This window comes from Clostridium sp. Marseille-Q2269 (assembly GCF_943736985.1).
Taxonomy (GTDB): Bacteria; Bacillota; Clostridia; order Clostridiales; family Clostridiaceae; genus Clostridium_F.
Window position 1 is genome coordinate 219,074 of the sequence record NZ_CALSFS010000003.1, and the last position, 20,531, is coordinate 239,604.

A 20,531-nucleotide genomic window follows, 5' to 3' on the forward strand; every position below is an offset into this window, starting at 1 on the left:
GACTAGCATATAAACATATAGGTGCTAGTCCTTTAAATACAAATATTTTAGCATAATATACCAATAGGGAAGGTAAAGAAGGTGAGAATATGGATTTAAGTAAATTAAGTCTAATTTTTAAAATAGTTATAATAGGTATAGTATATATTATAATATTTTGGGCTTTAAAAATAATGTATAAAGATATGAAAGGTGGAAATAGAAAAAGAAGACCTACTGGTAGAAGAACCTTTGGATTAGAAATCATACATGCTATAAATAAATCTGAATTGAGAAAAGGGGCAGTTATACCCATTAGAGGAGATATAACAATAGGAAGAAAACCAGATAATGTATTAATATTGGATGACCCTTACGTTTCAGGACATCATGCCAAAATTTATAGTAAAAATACTCAGCATATAATAGAAGATTTAAATAGTACAAACGGAACATTATTAAATGATAAAAATATTACAGGAAAGAATCAATTATCGCCTGGGGATTTAATAAAAATCGGTGGTACAGTTTTCAAGGTGATAGGATAACATAAAATCCATGAAATGTGGGATGGTGATAAAATGAGTTCAGTAAAGGGTGAAAAGAGACTTTTAAGATATACTTATTTTTTATGTATAGTATGTTTCTTAAATTTAGCTATATTAAAGCAACCCTTTGACAAGGGTGCTATGGTAATAGCAGCAGTTACTTGCTTATTAATAGGATATTCCTATTTTATAATAAGAAAATTTTTCTCCGATGGAGATAAATATATGTTTATTTTTTCTAGTATACTATCCGTTATAGGTATAGTTATGCTGTATAGAATAGATGTAGGAACTTCAATAAAGCAGATAATATGGTTTGCTATTGGAGTTACAGTTTTTATATTGATGGTGGTTTTGCTACCAGACTTAAAAAGATTTTCTAAATATAAGTATTTATTTTTAATAATAACTATTGTTTTCATGGCTCTTGGAACTCTACTTGGAAAAGAAATCTATGGAGCTAAAAACTGGGTAAGCTTTGGAGGTATTGCTTTTCAACCTTCAGAATTTGGTAAAATATTTTTAGTAGCTTATTTGGCAGCTTCATTAAAAGATTATAACGGGAAATTTATAAAGCTAATAGAGCCGGGTGTAGTTGTTATGGTTTGTTTAGGATTTATGGTATTGCAAAGAGATTTGGGTTCTGCTTTAATATTTTTCGGTATGTCTATAACTATGTTATACATAGCTACTTCAAAATTAAAATATGTAATAACTTGTTTAGGTTTATTTGGTGCAGGATCAGTTATATCTTATAGATTATTTGATCATGTTCAGACAAGGGTTCTTATATGGAAAAATCCATGGCCATATGCTAGTGGTAAAAGTTATCAAATAGTTCAATCTATGCTTTCTATAGCATCTGGAGGATTAAGTGGAACTGGATTAGGTCTTGGACATCCAGAATATGTACCAGTAAATACTACAGATTTTATATATGCAGTTATATGTGAAGAGTTAGGTATATTAATGGGGTTCGCTATAATAATATTTTATTTTCTTTTGTTTTACAGAGGTATGAGAGCAGCAATTCATGCAGAAAATAATTTTTCTAGACTTTTAGCAGTAGGATATAGTGCTATGATAGCTTCTCAAGTATTAGTAATAGTAGGTGGAGTTATGAATATGATTCCTCTTACAGGTATAACATTACCTCTTGTAAGTCGTGGAGGGAGTTCTATGATGAGTATTTATATTTGTTTAGGTATATTACAAAAGATATCAGAAGAGGGTAGATAAAATTATGAAGGATATTTCAAATAATATAAAAAAAGTTTTATTAGTTTTTTTAATATGCTTTATGGGACTTATAACCTATGTGACTTATTTTGAAATAGTAGTAGGACCTAAAATAGTAGACAGTACTTACAATAGAAGGTTATGGGTAAAAAGAAATGAAGTATTAAGAGGAACTATATTTGATAGAAATATGAAGCCACTTACTAAAAGTGAAAGAATAAATAGTGAACTTCAAAAAAGAGAATATACAGGTAGTTCTATGTTTGCTCATGTTTTAGGATATGTAAATCCTAAATATGGATTAACAGGATTAGAAAAAAAGTATGATAAAGAATTGATGTCAACGGATATAAAAGATGATTTAGCAACGTTCTTTAAAAATAAAGGTAAATTAGAGCAAAAGGTAGGACATAATTTAAAAACTACATTAGATTATAAGGTTCAACAAGCTGCATATGATGCCTTAGGAGATAATAAAGGATCAGTAGTTGTATTGAATCCAAAAACAGGAGAGGTTTTAGGAATGGTATCAAAACCTTCTTATGATCCTAATAAATTAGACCAAATATGGAAAGATGTAAATAAGGATAAAAATATTCCTTTAATAAATAGAGCTACCGCAGGATTGTATCCGCCAGGATCTACTTTTAAAATAGTAACTGCTTTAAGTGCCTTAGAGAATATGTCAGGTGTAATGAACAGAACATTTGAAGATAATGGTAAGTTAGAACTAGGAGGTCAGTATTCTTTAAGTAACTATGGAGGAGCGGCAAATGGAAGTATCGATTTTAGAGGTGCTTTTGTTCATTCAAGTAACGTGGTATTTGGTACTTTAGGTTTAGAATTAGGAAATTCCACATTAAAAAGTACCGCAGAAAAATTTTATTTTAATAAAGAAATTCCTACAGACGGTATAGCTATAGAAAATAGTAAGTTCCCAACTTTAAAAAGTTATGAAAAAGGTAGTATAGCACAAAGTGGAATAGGTCAAAGTTCAGTATTGGTAACTCCTATGGAGATGGCTTTAGTTGGAGCTACAGTTGCCAATGATGGAGTTATGATGAAACCTTATCTAGTAAAAGAAGTGTTAAATAGTAAAGGGGAATTAATAAGAACTATCCCACCAGAACCTAATGGAGAGATAGTAAAGAAAAGCAATGCTAGAATAGTTAAGGATTTTATGAAAGGTGTTGTAGATGAAGGTAGTGGTAGAAATGCTAGTATAGAAGGCATTCAAGTTGCAGGAAAGACTGGAACAGCAGATCATAATGAATCCAGTCAAGGCAAAGCAGCTCATTCTTGGTTTGTAGGTTTTGCACCTTATGATGATCCTCAAGTGGCTGTAGCTGTAATTGTGGAAAATGGAGGGCAAGGCGGTATAGCTGCTGCCAGCATAGCTTCACAAGTAATGAGTACAGCTTTGAGTAAATAATAAAATAGGAGTGAAGGATAAAGTCATATGAAAATTGCAGATATAACTAGTGAAAATAATGGTCAAATGGTAGAATTTAATGCCTTAGTTAATGACAAGAGGACAAATTATAAAAAAGATGGCAGTCCATATTTATTGATTATATTACAAGACAATACAGGAACAATAGCTTTTCCTGTATGGGATAAATATGATCACTTGAATAAATTATTGGAAATAAACTCTATTATAACTGTAAAGGGAGTAGCTGCTACATTTAATGGTAATATGCAGGTTAGAAATCCTGTTATAAATGCTTTCAGTGGTAATATAAATTATTCTGATTTCGTACCAGAATATGATATACCTAGTAATTTAATAGATTATTTTAATGAAACTATAAGTGCATTAGAAGATAAATATAAAAGGATAGCTATAGCAGCTACTGGAGCAATGGGATACAATGAAGAAAGATGGAATGAATTTATAAGATGTGTAGCTGCAGAAAAATTTCATGGAAATAAAAGAGGTGGATTATTTCTTCATACAGTAGGTGTTATGAAAACTATAGAGAACATAATATCTGACTATATAACAAATCCATTTTATATGAGTGCAAAGGATGCTATAAATAAAGATAGATTAATGCTAAAGGCCATTGTACATGACATAATGAAGATTAGAGAATATGATTATGAGGGAATAATAAGAAGAAAATCTATAAAAATGGATCATCTAGTTATGGGAGCTTCTTATATAACTGAGATAAATAGTGAGGTTGGAAAAGTCTTAGATGAAGAAGAGTTAGATGATGTTTGTTATTCTATATTATCCCATCATGGAGAATTTGGTAATTTTCAACCTAAAACCATAGAAGATGTATTATTAAATGCAGCAGATATAATTGACAGTCAAATAGTTAATGCTATAGAAAATAAAATATGATTTAATAAAATGAGCCTTGTGTAATTCACAAGGTTTATTTAATTAAAGAAATTTTTTAAAATCCATTAAATTCCCTCGAAAATTGCAAATAAAGGGCAAAAAATTGCAATTTAATGATATAATATAAGAAATAAATAAAAATACTTAAATAGAGGAGAATTTTATGAAGGGTAAAACACATGCGGGAGTAGGGATAGCGGTGTTTTTATCTATATATAGTAGATTGCCAGAAAAATTTAGTTATTTAGGATTACTTGTAGTTTTTGTATCCTCTTTACTTCCGGATATAGATCATCCTAAGAGTATATTTAATAAATACATACTACCTTTTAAAAATAAAGCTTCAAAAATAGCCTTTTATAGTTGTGGTGGTATTCTAGTATTTTGGTATGATTATCTTTATACAAGAGAACCAGCCATGAAAGCTCTAGCTATAATGTTGATAGTAATAGCCATATCTTCTCATAGAAATGGGCTTACCCATAGTTTATTTGGTATGATTATATTTGCTTTTATAGCAGGTTATTTAGGAAATATGTATAATATACATTATGTAGTATATTATCTTTTCATTGGCTATGGAAGCCACATATTATGTGATATGGCTACTAATAGAGGAGTGCCTCTTTTATACCCATTTAGCAAAAGGAAGTTTAAACTTCCTTTAACCTATAAAAGTAATTCTAAAATAGGAACACTGATAGAGGCTATATTAACTACTTCGGTTTTGATATTTACCATATATAAGTTACCAATAATTTTCCCCAAGTAATAGGAGTGATTAAGTGTTTGATTTAGAATATCAATTAAAAAATTTGCCAGATAAACCTGGAGTATATTTAATGAAAAACAATTTAGGGGAAATTATTTATGTAGGAAAGGCAAAGATCCTAAAGAATAGAGTAAGACAATATTTTCAGAAGTCCCAAAAGCATTCTGAAAAGGTAAAAGCTATGGTAAAAAACATAGAAGAATTTGAGTATATAATTACAGATTCAGAAATGGAAGCTTTAATATTAGAATGTAATTTAATAAAAAAATATAAACCAAAATATAATATACTTTTAAAAGATGATAAGCATTATCCATTTATAAAGATTACATTGTCTGAGGATTTTCCTAGAGTAATTTCTACAAGGAAAGTTATAAAGGATGGAAATAAATATTTTGGCCCTTATGTAGATGGAAATTCTGTTAGAGACATTATAGAATTAATAAAAAAGACTTTTCCAATAAGAACCTGTAAGAGAAATATAATAGAAGATGGTAAGCCTATAAGACCTTGTTTAAATTATCAAATAGGGTTATGCAGGGCTCCATGCGCTAATTATATAAATAAAAATGAGTATAGACATATTATAGATGATGTTATAAAACTGTTATCAGGAAAACACTTAGATATAATAGAAAATTTTAAAATAAGTATGGAAGAGGCAGCAGAAAATCTAGAGTTTGAAAAAGCCGCTATGCTAAGAGATAAGATTAACATCATTGAAAGAATAGGAGAAAAACAAAAGATAATATTAAATAATTTTGAAAATGAAGATTATATATCATTATATAGCGATGAAAAGGATACATGTTTTCAAGTATTCTTTTTAAGGAACGGAAAAATAGTAGGTAGAGAACATTTCATTATAGAAGATACTTTTGATATTAATTCATCTGCATTAATATCTAATTTTTTAAAAGAATTTTATGGTGGTACTGCGTACATACCTAAAACTGTATATGTTCCTAGTATAGAGGATAAAGAATTATTGGAGAGTTGGCTTACCCTAAAAAAAGAAAGTAAATCTATAATTAAAATCCCTATAAAAGGAGAAAAGAAAAATATTTTAGACTTAGTAGAAAAGAATGCTAAAACTACATTAGAGAATTTTAAGTTAAAATATTTACAAGAAAAAGCTTTATATGAGGATGTTTTAAAGGATTTAAAAGATATATTAGGACTAAAAGAGGAACCAATAAGGATTGAAGCGTTTGATATATCTAACATACAGGGGTTTGATTCTGTAGGAAGCATGGTTGTTTTCGAAAGAGGAAGGCCTAAACCTAGCGACTATAGAAGATTTAAGATAAATACAGTAGACGGCGCTGATGATTATAAAAGTATGAAAGAAATATTAACTAGAAGATTTCAGCACGGATTAAATGAAATACAATCCATACAGGATAGAAAAATAAATTTTAGTTCAGGAAAATTTTCTGTTTTCCCAGACCTAATATTAATGGATGGAGGTAAGGGGCAAGTAAATATTGCACTGGAGGTTCTAAATAGCTTTCATATAAACTTACCTGTTTGTGGTATGGTTAAGGATAATAAACATAGAACTAGAGGTTTAATTTATAAAGGAGAGGAAATAATTATAAATAAATATGGAAGTGTTATGAAGTTTATCACTAGAGTTCAAGATGAAGTTCATAGATTTGCAATAAATTATCATAGAAGTTTAAGAGGAAAAAATAGTTTTCATTCTATATTAGAGGATATACCTAATGTAGGAGAAAAAAGAAGAAAAGATTTGCTTTTAAACTTTGGAAGTATAGAAAACATAAAAAAAGCAACATATGAAGAACTTTTAGATATACCATCTATGGATAAAAAATCTGCAGAAAGTGTATTGAATTTTTTTAAATAAAAATATAGGGTTGTTAAAATCATAAAATCACTGAGAGAAGGGTTAAAATGAAATATTTAGTAGATACACATACACATACAATAGTAAGTGGTCATGCATATACTACATTTTTAGAAAATGTAGAAGAGGCTTCTAACATAGGATTAAAGGTTTTAGGAACCACAGATCATGGACCACACATGCCAGGAGGACCTAATTTATTCTATTTTAATAATTTTAAAGTTATGCCTAGAAAATTAAAAGGTGTAACTTTATTGCATGGCTGTGAAGCTAATATTATAGATTTTAAAGGTATGTTAGATATTCCTGATTTTACACAAAAAAAATTAGATGTAATAATAGCTAGTTTACATGATGTTTGTATAAGGCCTGGTAGTAGGGAAGAAAATACACAGGCATTACTTAATGTTATGGAAAATCCTTATGTAGATATATTAGGTCATATAGGAAATCCATCTTTCCCAATAAATGAAGAAGTAGTTGTAAAGAAGGCTAAAGAAAAGAATGTGTTAATAGAAATAAACAATGGATCTTTTGTATCAAGAAAAGGTAGCGAAGCAACATGTAAAAAAGTAGCAAATTTGTGTAAGCAGCATAAAGTAAATATTATAGTAGGTAGTGATTCGCATATCTGTTTTCAAATAGGAAGATTTCCAAAGGCCCATAATATGCTTGAAGAAATAGGTATGCCGGAAGAGCTTATCATAAACAATGATGAAAACAAAATATTGAGGCATTTAAAGAATAAGGGTAAGTTAAAGGATTTAAACCTTGATTAAGCCTTAATCATACATTATACTAATAAGGGTATTTAAATTTAGTAATAAAAAATCAAGGAGAATGTATTATGAACCAATATAAAAATTTTAATTCACAGTTTAAAGATATAGTTGGAGATAATAATATTTTAATAGATGAACCTATGAAAAATCATACTTCATTTAAAGTTGGTGGTCCTGCAGATATATTAATCACCCCTACAACTTTAGATGCAGTGAAGGAAAGTATTATTTTATGTAAAGATAATAATATACCTTATTATATAATAGGCAATGGTTCAAATTTGTTAGTAAGAGATGGTGGAATAAGAGGCGTAGTTATTAAGTTTTCAAAGTTAGATTATATAAAAGTAGAAGGAGATAAGGTTATAGCTCAAAGTGGAGCTCCTTTAACTAATGTTTGTAATGAAGCTTTAAAAAGTAAATTAGCTGGACTTGAATTTGCTTGTGGTATACCAGGTAGTATAGGTGGAGCAGTTACAATGAATGCTGGAGCCTATAATGGAGAAATATCTCAAGTTATAGAAAGTGCCAAGGTTATAGATAAAGCTGGAAAAGTATTTTTGTTAGATAAAGAACAACTAGATTTAGGATACAGAATGAGTGCTATTCAAAAATATCACTATATTGTTTTAGAAGTAACTTTAGGATTACATAATGGTGAATATGATACTATAAAAAATAGAATAATGGATCTAAACAGAAGAAGAACAGAAAAACAACCTTTAGAGTATCCATCAGCAGGAAGTACTTTCAAAAGACCAGAAGGACATTTTGCAGCAAAACTTATAGAAGATACTGGACTAAAAGGTTCATCTGTAGGTGGGGCTCAGGTTTCAGAAAAACATTCAGGATTTATAATAAATAAAGGAAATGCTACTGCAGTCGATATACTAAATCTTATAGAATTTGTACAAAATAAAGTTAAAGAAAAGTTTCAAGTGGAGCTTCATACAGAAGTTAGAATAATTGGAGAAGAAAATAATTAAAATATAGTTGATAAGGGAAGTCTTGACAAATGACTTCCCTAGTTTATTGTTAAATAGGGATATGGTATAATTAAATAAAATGTAAAAATAATATTCCTTAAATTTAAAGGGAGGTAAAAGATGAGGTTTGTTGTAGTTACAGGGCTATCAGGAGCAGGAAAAACTCAAGCTATAAGAAGTTTAGAAGACTTAGGATTTTTTTGTGTGGACAATTTACCACCAACTCTAATACCTAAGTTTGCGGAAGCTTGCTATCAAACAGAAGGTAAAATCAAAAAAATAGCTTTAGTTATAGATATAAGAGGCGGAGAATTTTTTGATGATTTATTTGAAAGTTTAAAATATTTAAAAGAACAAGGATACAAATACGAGATTTTATTTTTAGATGCTTCCGATGAGGTCCTTATAAAAAGATTTAAGGAATCTAGAAGAAAGCATCCTTTATCACCAGATGGAAGAATTTTAAACGGAATATCTATGGAAAGAAATAGATTGAGAGAAGTAAAAGATAGAGCAGATAATATAATAAATACTTCAGAACTAGCAACTAGGGAGTTAAGAGAAGCCATAAATGAAATATATGGAGAAGAAAACCAAATAGAGAATCAACTGATTATAACTGTATTATCTTTTGGATTTAAATATGGTATTCCTTTAGATTCTGATTTGGTATTTGATGTTAGATTTTTACCGAATCCTTACTATATAAGCGAACTTAAACAATATTCTGGTAAAGATAAAAAAGTAAGTGATTATGTAATGAGCTTTGATGTAACAAATAAATTTGTGAATAGATTAGAAGATATGTTAGACTTTTTAATACCAAATTATTTTAAAGAAGGTAAGAGACAGTTAATAATTTCTATAGGTTGTACTGGGGGTAGACATCGTTCAGTAGCTATTGCTAATGCTATATATGAAGGATTAAACAAAAAAGGACATAGAGTAAACATAGATCATAGAGATATAAATGAAGATATTCATAAGGGCGGTAAAAAAATATGAAGCTTATAGACTGGCTAAGACCCGGAATAAAAGTTAAGCGATGGGTCTTGCTAGCTATTATGGGAATACTTCTAATAGTTTTTGGTATGTTAGAGTTTGTTAGAAATAGATTTTATAGCAATTATTATATAGCTTTCTATGTATTTTTAATAGCCTCTGGTGTATTTGTACTATATATATCTGTAACTCAAGGAATGAAATCAATAATAGCCCTAGTAAATAAGGGATATTTAAATATATCTTTAGACTCTAAGAAATTAGAAAATTTAATATATGAGAAAAGATTATTGGTTAAGGGACCTAAAATAGTTGCCATAGGGGGAGGAACAGGGCTATCTACTATGTTAAGAGGGCTTAAATATTATACTTCTAATATAACAGCTATTGTTACAGTAGCAGATGATGGTGGAGGATCAGGAGAATTAAGAGAAGATCTTGGAATGCTGCCACCAGGAGATATAAGAAATTGTATATTATCTCTATCAGATACGGAGCCCTTAATGGAGGATCTCCTTCAGTATAGATTTACAGATGGCAGGCTTAAAAATCAGAGCTTTGGAAATTTATTTTTAGCAGCTATGGATGGAATATCTAACAATTTTGAAGAAGCCATTCAAAAAGTTAGTTCTGTTTTAGCTGTTACTGGGAAAGTTGTACCAGTAACTCTAGAAAATATAGTATTAAAAGCTAAATTAGAAAACAATATGATAGTAGAAGGAGAGTCAAATATACCAGAGAAAAGCTTAGAGTATAATAGTAAAATACAAAAGGTATTTATAGAACCAGAGAATGCTAAGGCCTTACCTGAAGCTGTTACAGCTATAAGAGAAGCAGATGCTATTATATTAGGTCCTGGTAGTCTTTATACTAGTGTTATTCCTAATCTATTAATAAAGGATATAACAGATGCATTAAAGAAAACAAAAGCTCCTAAAATATATATATCAAATATAATGACTCAACCGGGAGAAACAGATAATTTTACTGTTTCCGATCATATAAAAACTATAAATAAACATTGTCATGGTAAGATAGTAGATTATGCTATAGTTAACGTAGGTCAAATAGATAAGTCATTAGAAGAAAAATATAGAAAAAGAAAATCTAAGCTAGTAAAAATCGATGAAGAAAAGATAAGAGAATTAAATGTAGATGTAATAGGAGGCAATTTCTTGAAAGTTAAAAATGAATTAATAAGACATAATTCTGAAAAGCTTGCTTCTATCTTAATAGAGACTATAATGGAAAAGAAATTGTTATATGATAAGAAGAAAATAATAGAGTATTTCTATTTGTCAGAAAGATTAAAGGAAAATAAAAATAAGCAGAGGTAGAGAACTATGTCTTTTTCATTAAAAGTAAAAAATGAAGTATGTAAATATGTAGAGATAAATAAACAAGAAGCCATAGCAGAATTGTCAGCAATAATGAAGGTAAGTGGTACATTATTATTTACTAACAAACAATTTAATTTTAAAATAACTACAGAAAATGCAGCTATAGCTAGGCTAGTTTTTAAAATTTTAAAAGAGCATTTTGGTATTCATACAGAAATAATGATAAAGAAAAATAATTCTTTAAAAAAGAATAACATATATATTATATTAATATCAGAAGAAGAAGGAGTAAAATCCTTATTAAAAGAAGTTGGTATAATAAAAGAGACAATAAATGTATTTAGTTTAGATTATAATATACCAAAGAGTATGGTAGAACGTGATGAATGCAGAAGAGCTTATATAAGAGGTGCTTTTTTAGGTGGAGGAAGTATAAGTAATCCCGAAAAAACCTATCATTTAGAATTTGTAACTCATAATGAGGACTATGCTAAGGATTTAAGTAATTTGATAAATTCATATAATTTAAATTCTAAAGTAATAAAAAGAAAAAATAGTTATATAATCTACTTAAAAGAAGGAGAACAGATAGTAGACTTGTTAAATATAATAGGAGCTCATGCTTCATTATTAGAATTAGAAAATGTTAGAATAATGAAAGAAATGAGGAATAATGTTAATAGATTAGTAAACTGTGAAACTGCCAATTTAAGTAAAACAGTTAATGCTGCTGTAAGACAAGTAGAAAGTATAAAATTTATAGAGAAGGAAATAGGTTTAGGAAGGTTACCTAAAAATTTAAGAGATGTAGCTGAACTAAGAATTAAGTATCCTGATGAATCTTTAAGAGAACTAGGAAAGATGCTAAATCCTCCGGTAGGAAAATCAGGGGTTAATCATAGGTTAAGAAGAATAGAAAAGATTGCAGATGAACTGAAACAAGGAATTTAAAATATAAAAATAATTATAGTAGTTTCTAAAAGAGGAAGTCTTGAAGTTTATTTTGGGATGCCCTCTTTATTTGAGTTATATAAAGTTTAAGATTATAATAAAATAACAAAGATGAAAAATGCGGTTTTAAAGTTACAGTATCTAGTATCTTAGAGAGGAGGTTAACTATGGGTGAGAATAAATTAAAAGAAAAAAAGGCAGAATGGGTAAGCTTACATCAACATACAGGTTATTCATTGCTAGATTCTTCAGCAAAAATATCAGATCTTATAAAAAAAGCAAAAGAGTTTGGAATGAAAAGTATTGCTATTACAGATCATGGGGTTATGTATGGTTGTGTAGAGTTTTATAAAGAAGCAATAAAGCAAGGAATAAAACCTATAATAGGTTGTGAAATATATGTGGCTTCAAAGTCTATGTACATAAAACAACAAGATAAAGAAAATGAAACACATCATTTGGTGCTGCTTGTAAAGAATAAAAAAGGGTATGAAAACTTAATGGAAATAGTATCAAAAGCATCAGTAGATGGCTTTTATTATAAACCAAGAGTAGATCATGAATTTTTAAGAAGTCATAGTGAGGGACTAATAGCATCAAGTGCTTGTTTAGGCGGAGAAATTCAAGCTAACATATTAAAAGGAAATATGGAAAAAGCCAAAGAAATAGCGTTATTGTATAAAGATATTTTTAAAGAAGGGTTTTATTTAGAACTTCAATATCACGGAATGGAAGAGCAACTAAAGGTTAATGAAGAATTGATTAAAATGTCTAAGGAATTAGATATACCGTTGGTGGCTACAAATGATGCACATTATATAAACAAAGAAGATTATAAATCTCATGATATATTGCTATGCATACAAACAGGTAAAACTGTAGATGAAGAGAATAGAATGAAGTATCCATCAGATGAATTTTACTTAAAATCACCGGAGGAAATGTATGAAATTTTTTCTTATGTTCCAGAGGCTTTAGAGAATACGGTTAAAATATCAGATGAGTGTAACTTTGATTATAATTTTCATGAATCAAAATTACCTAAATTCCCTTTAAGAGAAGAAGTAGATCCTTATGAGTATCTAAGAGAATTATGTTTTAAGGGGCTATTCCTAAGATATAAAGCACTAGAGGATTTTACAAACAAACCTTTTAATATAGATGAAGTTTTATCTTATAAGTATGAAAATAAAGAGGCTTCTGAGTTAATAGAAAGATTAAATTATGAGTTATCTATAATAAAACAAATGGGATATGTGGATTATTTTTTAATAGTATGGGATTTTATAAGATTTGCTAATGAAAAAGGAATAATGACAGGTCCAGGAAGAGGTTCTGCAGCAGGGTCATTGGTGGCATATACACTTGGAATAACAAAGATTGATCCTATAAAATACAATCTAATATTTGAAAGATTTTTAAACCCAGATCGTATATCTATGCCTGATATAGATAGTGATTTTTGCTATGAAAGAAGAGGAGAAGTTATAGATTATGTGGTAGAAAAATATGGTGAACAAAATGTATCACAAATAATAACTTTTGGAACTATGGCTGCAAGAGCATGTATAAGAGATGTAGGAAGAGCTATGAACTATCCATATGCAGAAGTGGATAAAATAGCAAAAATGATACCTACTATTTTAAATATAACTATAAACAAGGCCTTAGAATTAAATCCAGAATTAAAAGAAACCTATGATAATGAGCAAAGGGTTAAAGACTTAATAGATGTAGCAATAGCTTTAGAAGGACTTCCAAGGCATACATCAACTCATGCTGCGGGAGTAGTTATTGCATCAAAACCTTTAGTAAATTATGTGCCTCTTCAAAAAAATGAAGAAAGTATAGTAACACAATTTACAATGGGTACTTTAGAAGAATTAGGTCTTTTAAAGATGGACTTTTTAGGACTTAGAACTCTTACAGTTATGAGAGATGCAGTAAGAATTATAAAAGAAAATAAAGGAATAGATATTGATTTAGATAGTATAGATTTTGAAGATAAAGAAGTCTATAAAATGATAGGAGAAGGAAAGACTGTTGGTGTATTTCAATTAGAATCTGCGGGAATGACTTCCTTTATGAAAGATCTAAAGCCAGATTCCCTGGAGGATATAATAGCAGGAATAAGCTTATATAGACCAGGCCCAATGGCAGAGATACCACGATATATAGCTAACAAAAATAACCCTTTAAATATAAAATATGCAACAGAAAAGTTAGAACCCATATTATCCGTTACATATAATTGTATAGTTTATCAAGAACAAGTTATGCAGATAGTTAGAGATCTGGCAGGATATTCCATGGGACGTAGTGATTTAGTAAGGCGTGCCATGTCTAAGAAAAAGCATGATGTAATGGAGAAAGAAAGAAAGAATTTTATATATGGAAATGAAGAAGAAGGGGTAAAGGGATGTATAAATAATGGCATAGATGAAAAGGTAGCTAATGATTTATATGATTCTATGATGGACTTTGCTTCTTACGCATTTAATAAATCTCATGCAGCAGCTTATGCGGTAGTAGGATTTCAAACTGCTTATCTAATTAGATATTTTCCTACAGAGTTTATTGCAGCTATGTTAAATAGTGTAAAAGGGGATAGTGATAAAGTATCTTTTTATGTTAATTTTGCAGAAACATTAGGAACACAAATAGTTGCTCCTAATATTAATGAAAGTCATAGCAATTTTACAGTAAAAGATAATAGAATAATATTTGGATTAACTGCAGTAAAAAATGTGGGAGAAAAAGGTATAGATAATATAGTTCTATCTAGAGAACAAAAAGGAAAATTCATAGATTTAAGTGATTTTTTTAATAAAGTAGATACTTCTATAATAAACAAAAGGTTAGTAGAAAGTCTAATAAAAGCAGGAGCATTTGATTGTTTAAAGGTATATCGTTCTAAAATGTTAGCTGTTTTTGAAAAAATAATGGATGGTATACAAAAGCAGAAAAGAAATAATATACAAGGACAAGTTAATTTATTTATGGATATTATGGATGAAAAAGAAAGCAGTATGGATATAAAATATCCAGATATAAATGAATTTGACAAAAAATATATGCTACAAATGGAAAAAGAAATGACAGGTTTGTATTTTTCTGGTCATCCATTAGAAGAGTATGAAGAAACATTAAAGCTTCAAACAACTAATTTTATATCAGATATTATTTCTAATGAATCCCTAGAGGGAAATGTAGTAGATACTATAAATAGTGTAAAAGATGGAGATAAAGTAATAGTGGGTGGTATGATAACTCATGTAAGTAAAAAGTTAACCAGAAACAATGATATGATGGCATTTATAGTATTGGAAGATTTGCATTCTAGTATAGAGGTTATAGTTTTTCCTAAAACCTTTAATACAGCAAGAAGTATTATAAATGAAGATGAAGTAGTTTTATTAAAAGGCAGGGTAAGTTTAAGAGAGGATGAACAACCCAAATTGATTTGTGAAGTTATGGAACCTCTTGTAAAAATTAATTCTGAAAAATTATATGTGTTAGTAGAAGAGCAAAAAGATATAAAAGTAAAACTACAGGAAGCAAAAGGTATATTTTTACAACATAAAGGCAATATGCCAGTATATTTTTGCACAAATAAAGAAAGAAAAAAATTTCGTATTGATAGAGATCTTTGGATAAATGGAAATAGTGAGCTTATGGATGATTTAAGGAGCATATTTGGAGAAAATAATATAAAAATACTTTAATAAAAGTATTATGTATAATTTTTAAAATAAAATGAAAAATATTAGAAGGGAGGTTTCTTCTAATATTTTTTATTATTTTTAATATGTAATTATTTCTTAAATATATATTAAAAAAATATAAGATATGTTATAATAAAAAACATACGAAACAGTCAAACAATAGATTTATAATATAAGTGGGACTACAAATGTCCCAGTGGTCACGGGAGGTATTTAGCATATGAAAACTATAGCTGTGTTAACAAGTGGTGGAGATGCACCAGGAATGAATGCTGCCATTAGAGCAGTAGTTAGAACAGGTTTGGAAAAAGGCCTAAGAGTAATGGGAATTCAAAGAGGGTATAATGGACTTATAAATGGAGAAATATTTGATATGGATACCCATAGTGTATCTGATATAATACAAAGAGGAGGTACCATATTAAGAACTGCTCGTTGCGAAGAATTTAAAACAGAACAAGGAAGAGAAAAAGCTGCTAAGATATTAAAAGCTTTTGGTATTGATGGCCTAGTTGTAATTGGTGGAGATGGTTCTTTCCACGGAGCACAATTATTATCAAAATTAGGAATAAAGACTATTGGATTACCAGGAACTATAGACAATGATTTGGCTTATACAGATTATACAATAGGTTTTGATACATCTATAAATACAGTTTTAGATGCCATAAATAAACTTAGAGACACATCTACTTCTCATGAGAGAGTAAGTGTGGTAGAAGTTATGGGTAGAAATTGTGGAGATATAGCATTATATACAGGAGTAGCTGGTGGAGCAGAAAGTATAATAATACCAGAAAAAGAGTATAATGCAGATAAATTATGCAAACAAATATTAGAAGGAAAGCTAAGAGGAAAAATGCATAATTTAGTTTTATTAGCAGAAGGTGTTGGCGGAGCTAATGAGCTAGCAAAATATATAGAAGAAGTTACAGGAATAGAAACAAGATCAACAATATTAGGACATATACAAAGAGGTGGAAGTCCAACTTGTATGGATAGAATACTAGCTTCAAGAATGGCTTATAAGTCAGTAGAATTATTAATAAGTGGTAAATCTTCAAGAGTGGTTGGAATAAAAGATGGAAAAATAATTGATATGGATATAGATGAAGCTTTAGCTGTAGAAAGAACCTTCGATAACGAATTATATCAAATAGCAACTACTTTATCTAATTAATATAAAAGCTTAGATTTTGAGGAGGAGTTTTATATGCAAAAGACTAAAATGATATTTACTATAGGACCTGCAAGTTCAACAGAAGAAGTGGTATCAAAATTAATAGAAGCGGGTATGAGTGTGTCAAGACATAATTTCTCTCATGGAACACATCCAGAACATAGAGAAAGAATGATAATGATTAAAAAATTAAGAGAAAAATACAATAAACATATAGCTATTATGCTAGATACTAAAGGCCCAGAAATAAGAACAGGTGATTTTTCAATAGATAAGGTAGAACTAAAAGAAGGATCACAATTTACAGTATACTGTGGAGAAGATGTATTAGGTGATGAAACAAAATGTTCTATTACTTATGGAGATTTATATAAGGATGTAGTTAAAGGAAGCAAAATATTAATAGATGACGGCTTAGTAGAACTAGAAGTTCAATCAGTAGAAGGCAACAAAATTCACACAATAGTTAAAAATTCAGGAACAGTTTCAAATCATAAAGGAGTTAATGTTCCAGGTACTTCAATATCACTTCCAGCAGTTACTGAAAAAGATATCGAAGATTTAAAATTTGGATGTGAAGTAAAAGTAGATTTAATAAGTGCGTCTTTCATAAGAAAAGCCTCTGATGTATTAGCTATAAGAAAAATATTAGAAGAAAATGGCGGAAATGAAATACAAATAATATCTAAGGTAGAAAGTCAAGAAGGCGTTGACAATATAGATGAAATAATAAAATTCTCTGATGGAATAATGGTAGCTAGAGGAGATATGGGAGTGGAGATTCCTATAGAAAAAGTTCCAATTATTCAAAAAAGAATAATTGAAAAATGTAATAAAGCAGGAAAGCCTGTAATTACAGCAACTCAAATGTTAGATTCTATGATAAGAAATCCTAGACCAACAAGAGCTGAAGCATCAGATATAGCCAATGCAATATTTGATGGAACAGATGCTATAATGTTAAGTGGAGAATCAGCTAATGGTAAATACCCAGTAGAAGCTGCACAAACTATGTCTAGAATAGCTAAAACTGCAGAAGCAAAATTAAATTATGATGCTATATTAAATAAAATGAGAGAAAGCCATGTGCTAAATGTTCCTAATGCTATAAGCTTAGCAACATGTACTACAGCATCAGAATTAAATGCTACAGCTATAATTACAGCAACTCAAAGCGGACATACTGCAAAAATGGTATCAAAATATAGACCACAATGTCCTATTATAGCAGTAACACCAAACGAAGTGGTTGCTAGAAAATTAGCATTAAACTGGGGAGTAGTGCCATTATTAACAGAAACATTTACTTCAACAGATGAGTTAATAGAAAAATCTGTTAATAAGTCTTTAGAAGAAGGATACATTAAAAATGGTGATTTAGTTGTTATAGCAGGAGGAATTCCAGTATCTTATTCAGGAACAACTAATATGTTAAAAGTTCACATAGTAGGTGACATACTAGTACAAGGAAGAGGATCAGGAACTAGACCAACTTATGGAAACATAAAGATAGTAAAAGATCCTAAAGAAGCAGAAAAAATAGTTGAAAGAGACGATGTATTAGTAGTAAAAAATTTAGATAGAAGATATATGACTGTTTTAGATAGAGTATCAGGAATAGTTGCAGAAGAAGGTGGAATAACATCACACTTGGCTATAGAATGCATAGCAAGAGATATTCCGTTCATATGCAATGCAGGTGGCGCTATGGATATACTAAAAACAGGAACATATGTAACTTTAGATACAGTAAGAGGAATAGTATACAACGGAAAAGCTAACATAATTTAAGGATGATACAGTGTTAAGAGCCCATGTGGGCTCTTAATTTTTGCATAAGAACATAAATAAAATATGTGAATATTTATAATGTTGACACCAAAGCATAAGTTACTCTATAATTTTATTTACTAGGGTTAAGGAGGAATAATAATGAATTATAAGGAGTTAGGAAGTACTGGTTTAAAAGTTTCTATGGTGGCCTTTGGAGGTATAGCTATCCAGAAAATAACTTGTGAAGAATCAGCTGATATTATACATAAAGCAGAGGAGCTTGGCATGAATTTTATAGATACTGCTAGGCTTTATACAGTTTCAGAAGAATATGTAGGCTATGCATTAGAGGGCAGAAGAGACAAATGGATTATAGCTACAAAATCTATGGCTAGAGATAAAAACTCCATGATGGAAGAAGCAAATAGAAGCTTTAAAAATTTAAGAACAGATTATATAGATTTATATCAATTTCATAATGTAAAAACAGTAGAAGATTATGAAAAAATATTAAGTGAGGATGGAGCATACAAGGCATTAGAAGAACTTAAATCTAAAGGGAAGATAGGACATATAGGAATTACTTCTCACAGTTTAGATGTACTTAAAGTGGCAATAGAAAGCGGGAAATTTGAGACTATTATGTATCCTTACAATATAGTAGAAAGACAAGGAAAAGAATTATTCCAAAGAGCTAAGGAGTTAAACATAGGGGTAATAGATATGAAGCCTATGGCAGGAGGAGCTCTTAATAATGGAACTTTAGCTTTAAAATATGTATTAAGTAATAAAAATATAACTACAGCTATACCTGGAATGGCTAATTTAGAGGAAGTAGTAGAAAATTCAGCCTGTGGTAATAAAGATATAGTTCTAACAGAACAAGAAAAAATAGAATGTGATAAAATACTTAAAGAATTGGGTACAGAATTTTGTAGAAGATGTGGATATTGTGCTCCTTGTACAAAAAATATAGATATTCCAGGAATATTTGTGTTAGAAGCCTATAAGATTAGATATGGATTACCAGAATGGGCAGATGATAGATACTTTAGTTTAGATTCTAGAGCTAAAGATTGTATAGAATGTGGAGCCTGTGAGAAGAGATGTCCATATGATTTACCTATAATAAAAATGTTAAAAAGAGTAAGAACAGAGTTTGAAGAATAGATTCATTATAAAATAAAAATAAATTTTAAAAAACTTTACTATTTTTATTGAAATTATTATATAATATGTTGTATAATAATATGATATGTGTCAAAAATAAGAAAATAGGAAATAATAGGCAACTGATCTTCTTTAGCACCTTTAAGGTGCTCTTTCTTTTTTGTAAGAAAAATTAATCTTATAAATTAATATTAATTTATAAGATTAATTTAAAAAATATATAAAGTATTATTATATATTATGAATACAAAAATCCTATTAACAAAGACTAATTATATATTTTTGTTAGGAGGTAGTCAATATGAATACATTAACTTGTAGTGCAGAAAATTGTATAAATAATTTACATGGACAGTGTACAGCAAATTCCATAGAAGTAGAAAATAATGATTCACATAGTCAGTGCAAAACTTTTGCAGCAAAGGGAGCCATAAATACTATGAGCAAATTTCACAACACAAATTTAGTAGAGGGTTTTAAACAGATGGTTACGGGAGAGAATAATATGGTTCCAGAAGTTAATTGTGAAGTTTATAATTGTACTCATAACAATAATAGAATATGTACTGCAGATGCCATAGAAATAAATGGTGATGATGTAAGAACTAGAAATAGTAGTGAAACTATCTGCTCAACTTATGAGAAGGATAAATAAATTATAGTATTAAAAGTAAATTAACTGTTTTAGTTATAAAATTATGCCCATAAAAATTTATTTGTAAAAATCTTAAAACAAATTTATAAAATTATTATAAATTTGTTTTAAATATTGTTATAATTTATATATTAGAAAAGCTTAAGGATAGATAGTTTGATTATCACTATTTATCCTATATTTTTGTTATGATATATAAAATT

The 20,531-nt window shown here is 29.1% G+C and carries 16 protein-coding genes; all 16 read left to right on the forward strand.

Translation table 11 applies throughout. From position 1 onward, the window contains the following. The first annotated feature begins 89 nt into the window (after positions 1-89). The 16 genes from NGI68_RS07185 to NGI68_RS07260 all read left to right on the forward strand — a co-directional run bounded on the left by NGI68_RS07185 (position 90) and on the right by NGI68_RS07260 (position 20,328). Positions 90-527, forward strand: a complete 438-nt coding sequence (locus NGI68_RS07185) for an FHA domain-containing protein (RefSeq protein WP_251860797.1) — start codon at positions 90-92, stop codon at positions 525-527. Between the two features lie 33 nt (positions 528-560). Next, positions 561-1,766: an FtsW/RodA/SpoVE family cell cycle protein gene (locus tag NGI68_RS07190; RefSeq protein ID WP_251860798.1), complete on the forward strand. Its 1,206-nt coding sequence runs from the start codon at positions 561-563 to the stop codon at positions 1,764-1,766. 4 nt (positions 1,767-1,770) lie between these two features. Then, the gene (locus NGI68_RS07195) at positions 1,771-3,198 is read left to right on the forward strand and encodes a peptidoglycan D,D-transpeptidase FtsI family protein (protein WP_251860799.1); all 1,428 of its coding nucleotides are present in this window, start codon (positions 1,771-1,773) and stop codon (positions 3,196-3,198) included. A gap of 27 nt (positions 3,199-3,225) precedes the next feature. Then, positions 3,226-4,122 carry an HD domain-containing protein gene (locus NGI68_RS07200; RefSeq protein WP_251860800.1) on the forward strand — a complete coding sequence of 299 codons (897 nt, stop codon included), beginning with the start codon at positions 3,226-3,228 and terminating at the stop codon, positions 4,120-4,122. 163 nt (positions 4,123-4,285) lie between these two features. After that, positions 4,286-4,894, forward strand: coding sequence for a metal-dependent hydrolase (locus NGI68_RS07205; protein WP_251860801.1), 609 nt, complete (start codon positions 4,286-4,288; stop codon positions 4,892-4,894). Between the two features lie 13 nt (positions 4,895-4,907). Beyond that, positions 4,908-6,764 (forward strand): excinuclease ABC subunit UvrC, encoded by a 1,857-nt coding sequence (uvrC, locus tag NGI68_RS07210; protein WP_251860802.1) that lies wholly within the window; start codon positions 4,908-4,910, stop codon positions 6,762-6,764. A 47-nt stretch (positions 6,765-6,811) separates the two neighbouring features. Then, positions 6,812-7,543 (forward strand): phosphatase, encoded by a 732-nt coding sequence (locus NGI68_RS07215; RefSeq protein ID WP_251860803.1) that lies wholly within the window; start codon positions 6,812-6,814, stop codon positions 7,541-7,543. Positions 7,544-7,611: 68 nt separating this feature from the next. Further along, on the forward strand, positions 7,612-8,532 hold the full coding sequence (gene murB, locus NGI68_RS07220; protein WP_251860804.1) for a UDP-N-acetylmuramate dehydrogenase: 921 nt from the start codon (positions 7,612-7,614) through the stop codon (positions 8,530-8,532). Positions 8,533-8,652: 120 nt separating this feature from the next. After that, positions 8,653-9,537, forward strand: coding sequence for an RNase adapter RapZ (rapZ, locus tag NGI68_RS07225; protein WP_251860805.1), 885 nt, complete (start codon positions 8,653-8,655; stop codon positions 9,535-9,537). Continuing rightward, complete coding sequence (mgfK, locus tag NGI68_RS07230; RefSeq protein ID WP_251860806.1) at positions 9,534-10,871, forward strand: gluconeogenesis morphogenetic factor MgfK; 1,338 nt, start codon at positions 9,534-9,536, stop codon at positions 10,869-10,871. The genes rapZ and mgfK overlap by 4 nt, the downstream gene beginning before the upstream one ends. Positions 10,872-10,877: 6 nt before the next feature. After that, a complete protein-coding gene (whiA, locus tag NGI68_RS07235) occupies positions 10,878-11,825 on the forward strand; it encodes a DNA-binding protein WhiA (protein WP_251860807.1) in 948 nt (315 codons plus the stop codon). 167 nt (positions 11,826-11,992) lie between these two features. After that, on the forward strand, positions 11,993-15,550 hold the full coding sequence (locus NGI68_RS07240) for a DNA polymerase III subunit alpha (RefSeq protein ID WP_251860808.1): 3,558 nt from the start codon (positions 11,993-11,995) through the stop codon (positions 15,548-15,550). A 220-nt stretch (positions 15,551-15,770) separates the two neighbouring features. Further along, positions 15,771-16,730 (forward strand): 6-phosphofructokinase, encoded by a 960-nt coding sequence (gene pfkA / locus NGI68_RS07245; RefSeq protein WP_251860809.1) that lies wholly within the window; start codon positions 15,771-15,773, stop codon positions 16,728-16,730. A gap of 33 nt (positions 16,731-16,763) precedes the next feature. Further along, positions 16,764-18,521 carry a pyruvate kinase gene (pyk, locus tag NGI68_RS07250; protein WP_251860810.1) on the forward strand — a complete coding sequence of 586 codons (1,758 nt, stop codon included), beginning with the start codon at positions 16,764-16,766 and terminating at the stop codon, positions 18,519-18,521. Between the two features lie 141 nt (positions 18,522-18,662). Continuing rightward, a complete protein-coding gene (locus NGI68_RS07255) occupies positions 18,663-19,673 on the forward strand; it encodes an aldo/keto reductase (protein WP_251860811.1) in 1,011 nt (336 codons plus the stop codon). A gap of 301 nt (positions 19,674-19,974) precedes the next feature. After that, positions 19,975-20,328: a DUF1540 domain-containing protein gene (locus NGI68_RS07260; protein WP_251860812.1), complete on the forward strand. Its 354-nt coding sequence runs from the start codon at positions 19,975-19,977 to the stop codon at positions 20,326-20,328. Positions 20,329-20,531: the final 203 nt, after the last annotated feature.

What these genes read in the sequence shown, in the direction of transcription:
- murB (WP_251860804.1), top strand. Translation starts at nt 7,612, where the DNA reads ATGAACCAATATAAAAATTTTAATTCACAGTTTAAAGATATAGTTGGA.
- NGI68_RS07200 (WP_251860800.1), top strand. Translation starts at nt 3,226, where the DNA reads ATGAAAATTGCAGATATAACTAGTGAAAATAATGGTCAAATGGTAGAA.
- pyk (WP_251860810.1), top strand. Translation starts at nt 16,764, where the DNA reads ATGCAAAAGACTAAAATGATATTTACTATAGGACCTGCAAGTTCAACA.
- mgfK (WP_251860806.1), top strand. Translation starts at nt 9,534, where the DNA reads ATGAAGCTTATAGACTGGCTAAGACCCGGAATAAAAGTTAAGCGATGG.
- NGI68_RS07255 (WP_251860811.1), top strand. Translation starts at nt 18,663, where the DNA reads ATGAATTATAAGGAGTTAGGAAGTACTGGTTTAAAAGTTTCTATGGTG.
- NGI68_RS07185 (WP_251860797.1), top strand. Translation starts at nt 90, where the DNA reads ATGGATTTAAGTAAATTAAGTCTAATTTTTAAAATAGTTATAATAGGT.
- NGI68_RS07215 (WP_251860803.1), top strand. Translation starts at nt 6,812, where the DNA reads ATGAAATATTTAGTAGATACACATACACATACAATAGTAAGTGGTCAT.
- NGI68_RS07260 (WP_251860812.1), top strand. Translation starts at nt 19,975, where the DNA reads ATGAATACATTAACTTGTAGTGCAGAAAATTGTATAAATAATTTACAT.
- NGI68_RS07195 (WP_251860799.1), top strand. Translation starts at nt 1,771, where the DNA reads ATGAAGGATATTTCAAATAATATAAAAAAAGTTTTATTAGTTTTTTTA.
- NGI68_RS07240 (WP_251860808.1), top strand. Translation starts at nt 11,993, where the DNA reads ATGGGTGAGAATAAATTAAAAGAAAAAAAGGCAGAATGGGTAAGCTTA.
- NGI68_RS07205 (WP_251860801.1), top strand. Translation starts at nt 4,286, where the DNA reads ATGAAGGGTAAAACACATGCGGGAGTAGGGATAGCGGTGTTTTTATCT.
- pfkA (WP_251860809.1), top strand. Translation starts at nt 15,771, where the DNA reads ATGAAAACTATAGCTGTGTTAACAAGTGGTGGAGATGCACCAGGAATG.
- whiA (WP_251860807.1), top strand. Translation starts at nt 10,878, where the DNA reads ATGTCTTTTTCATTAAAAGTAAAAAATGAAGTATGTAAATATGTAGAG.
- rapZ (WP_251860805.1), top strand. Translation starts at nt 8,653, where the DNA reads ATGAGGTTTGTTGTAGTTACAGGGCTATCAGGAGCAGGAAAAACTCAA.
- NGI68_RS07190 (WP_251860798.1), top strand. Translation starts at nt 561, where the DNA reads ATGAGTTCAGTAAAGGGTGAAAAGAGACTTTTAAGATATACTTATTTT.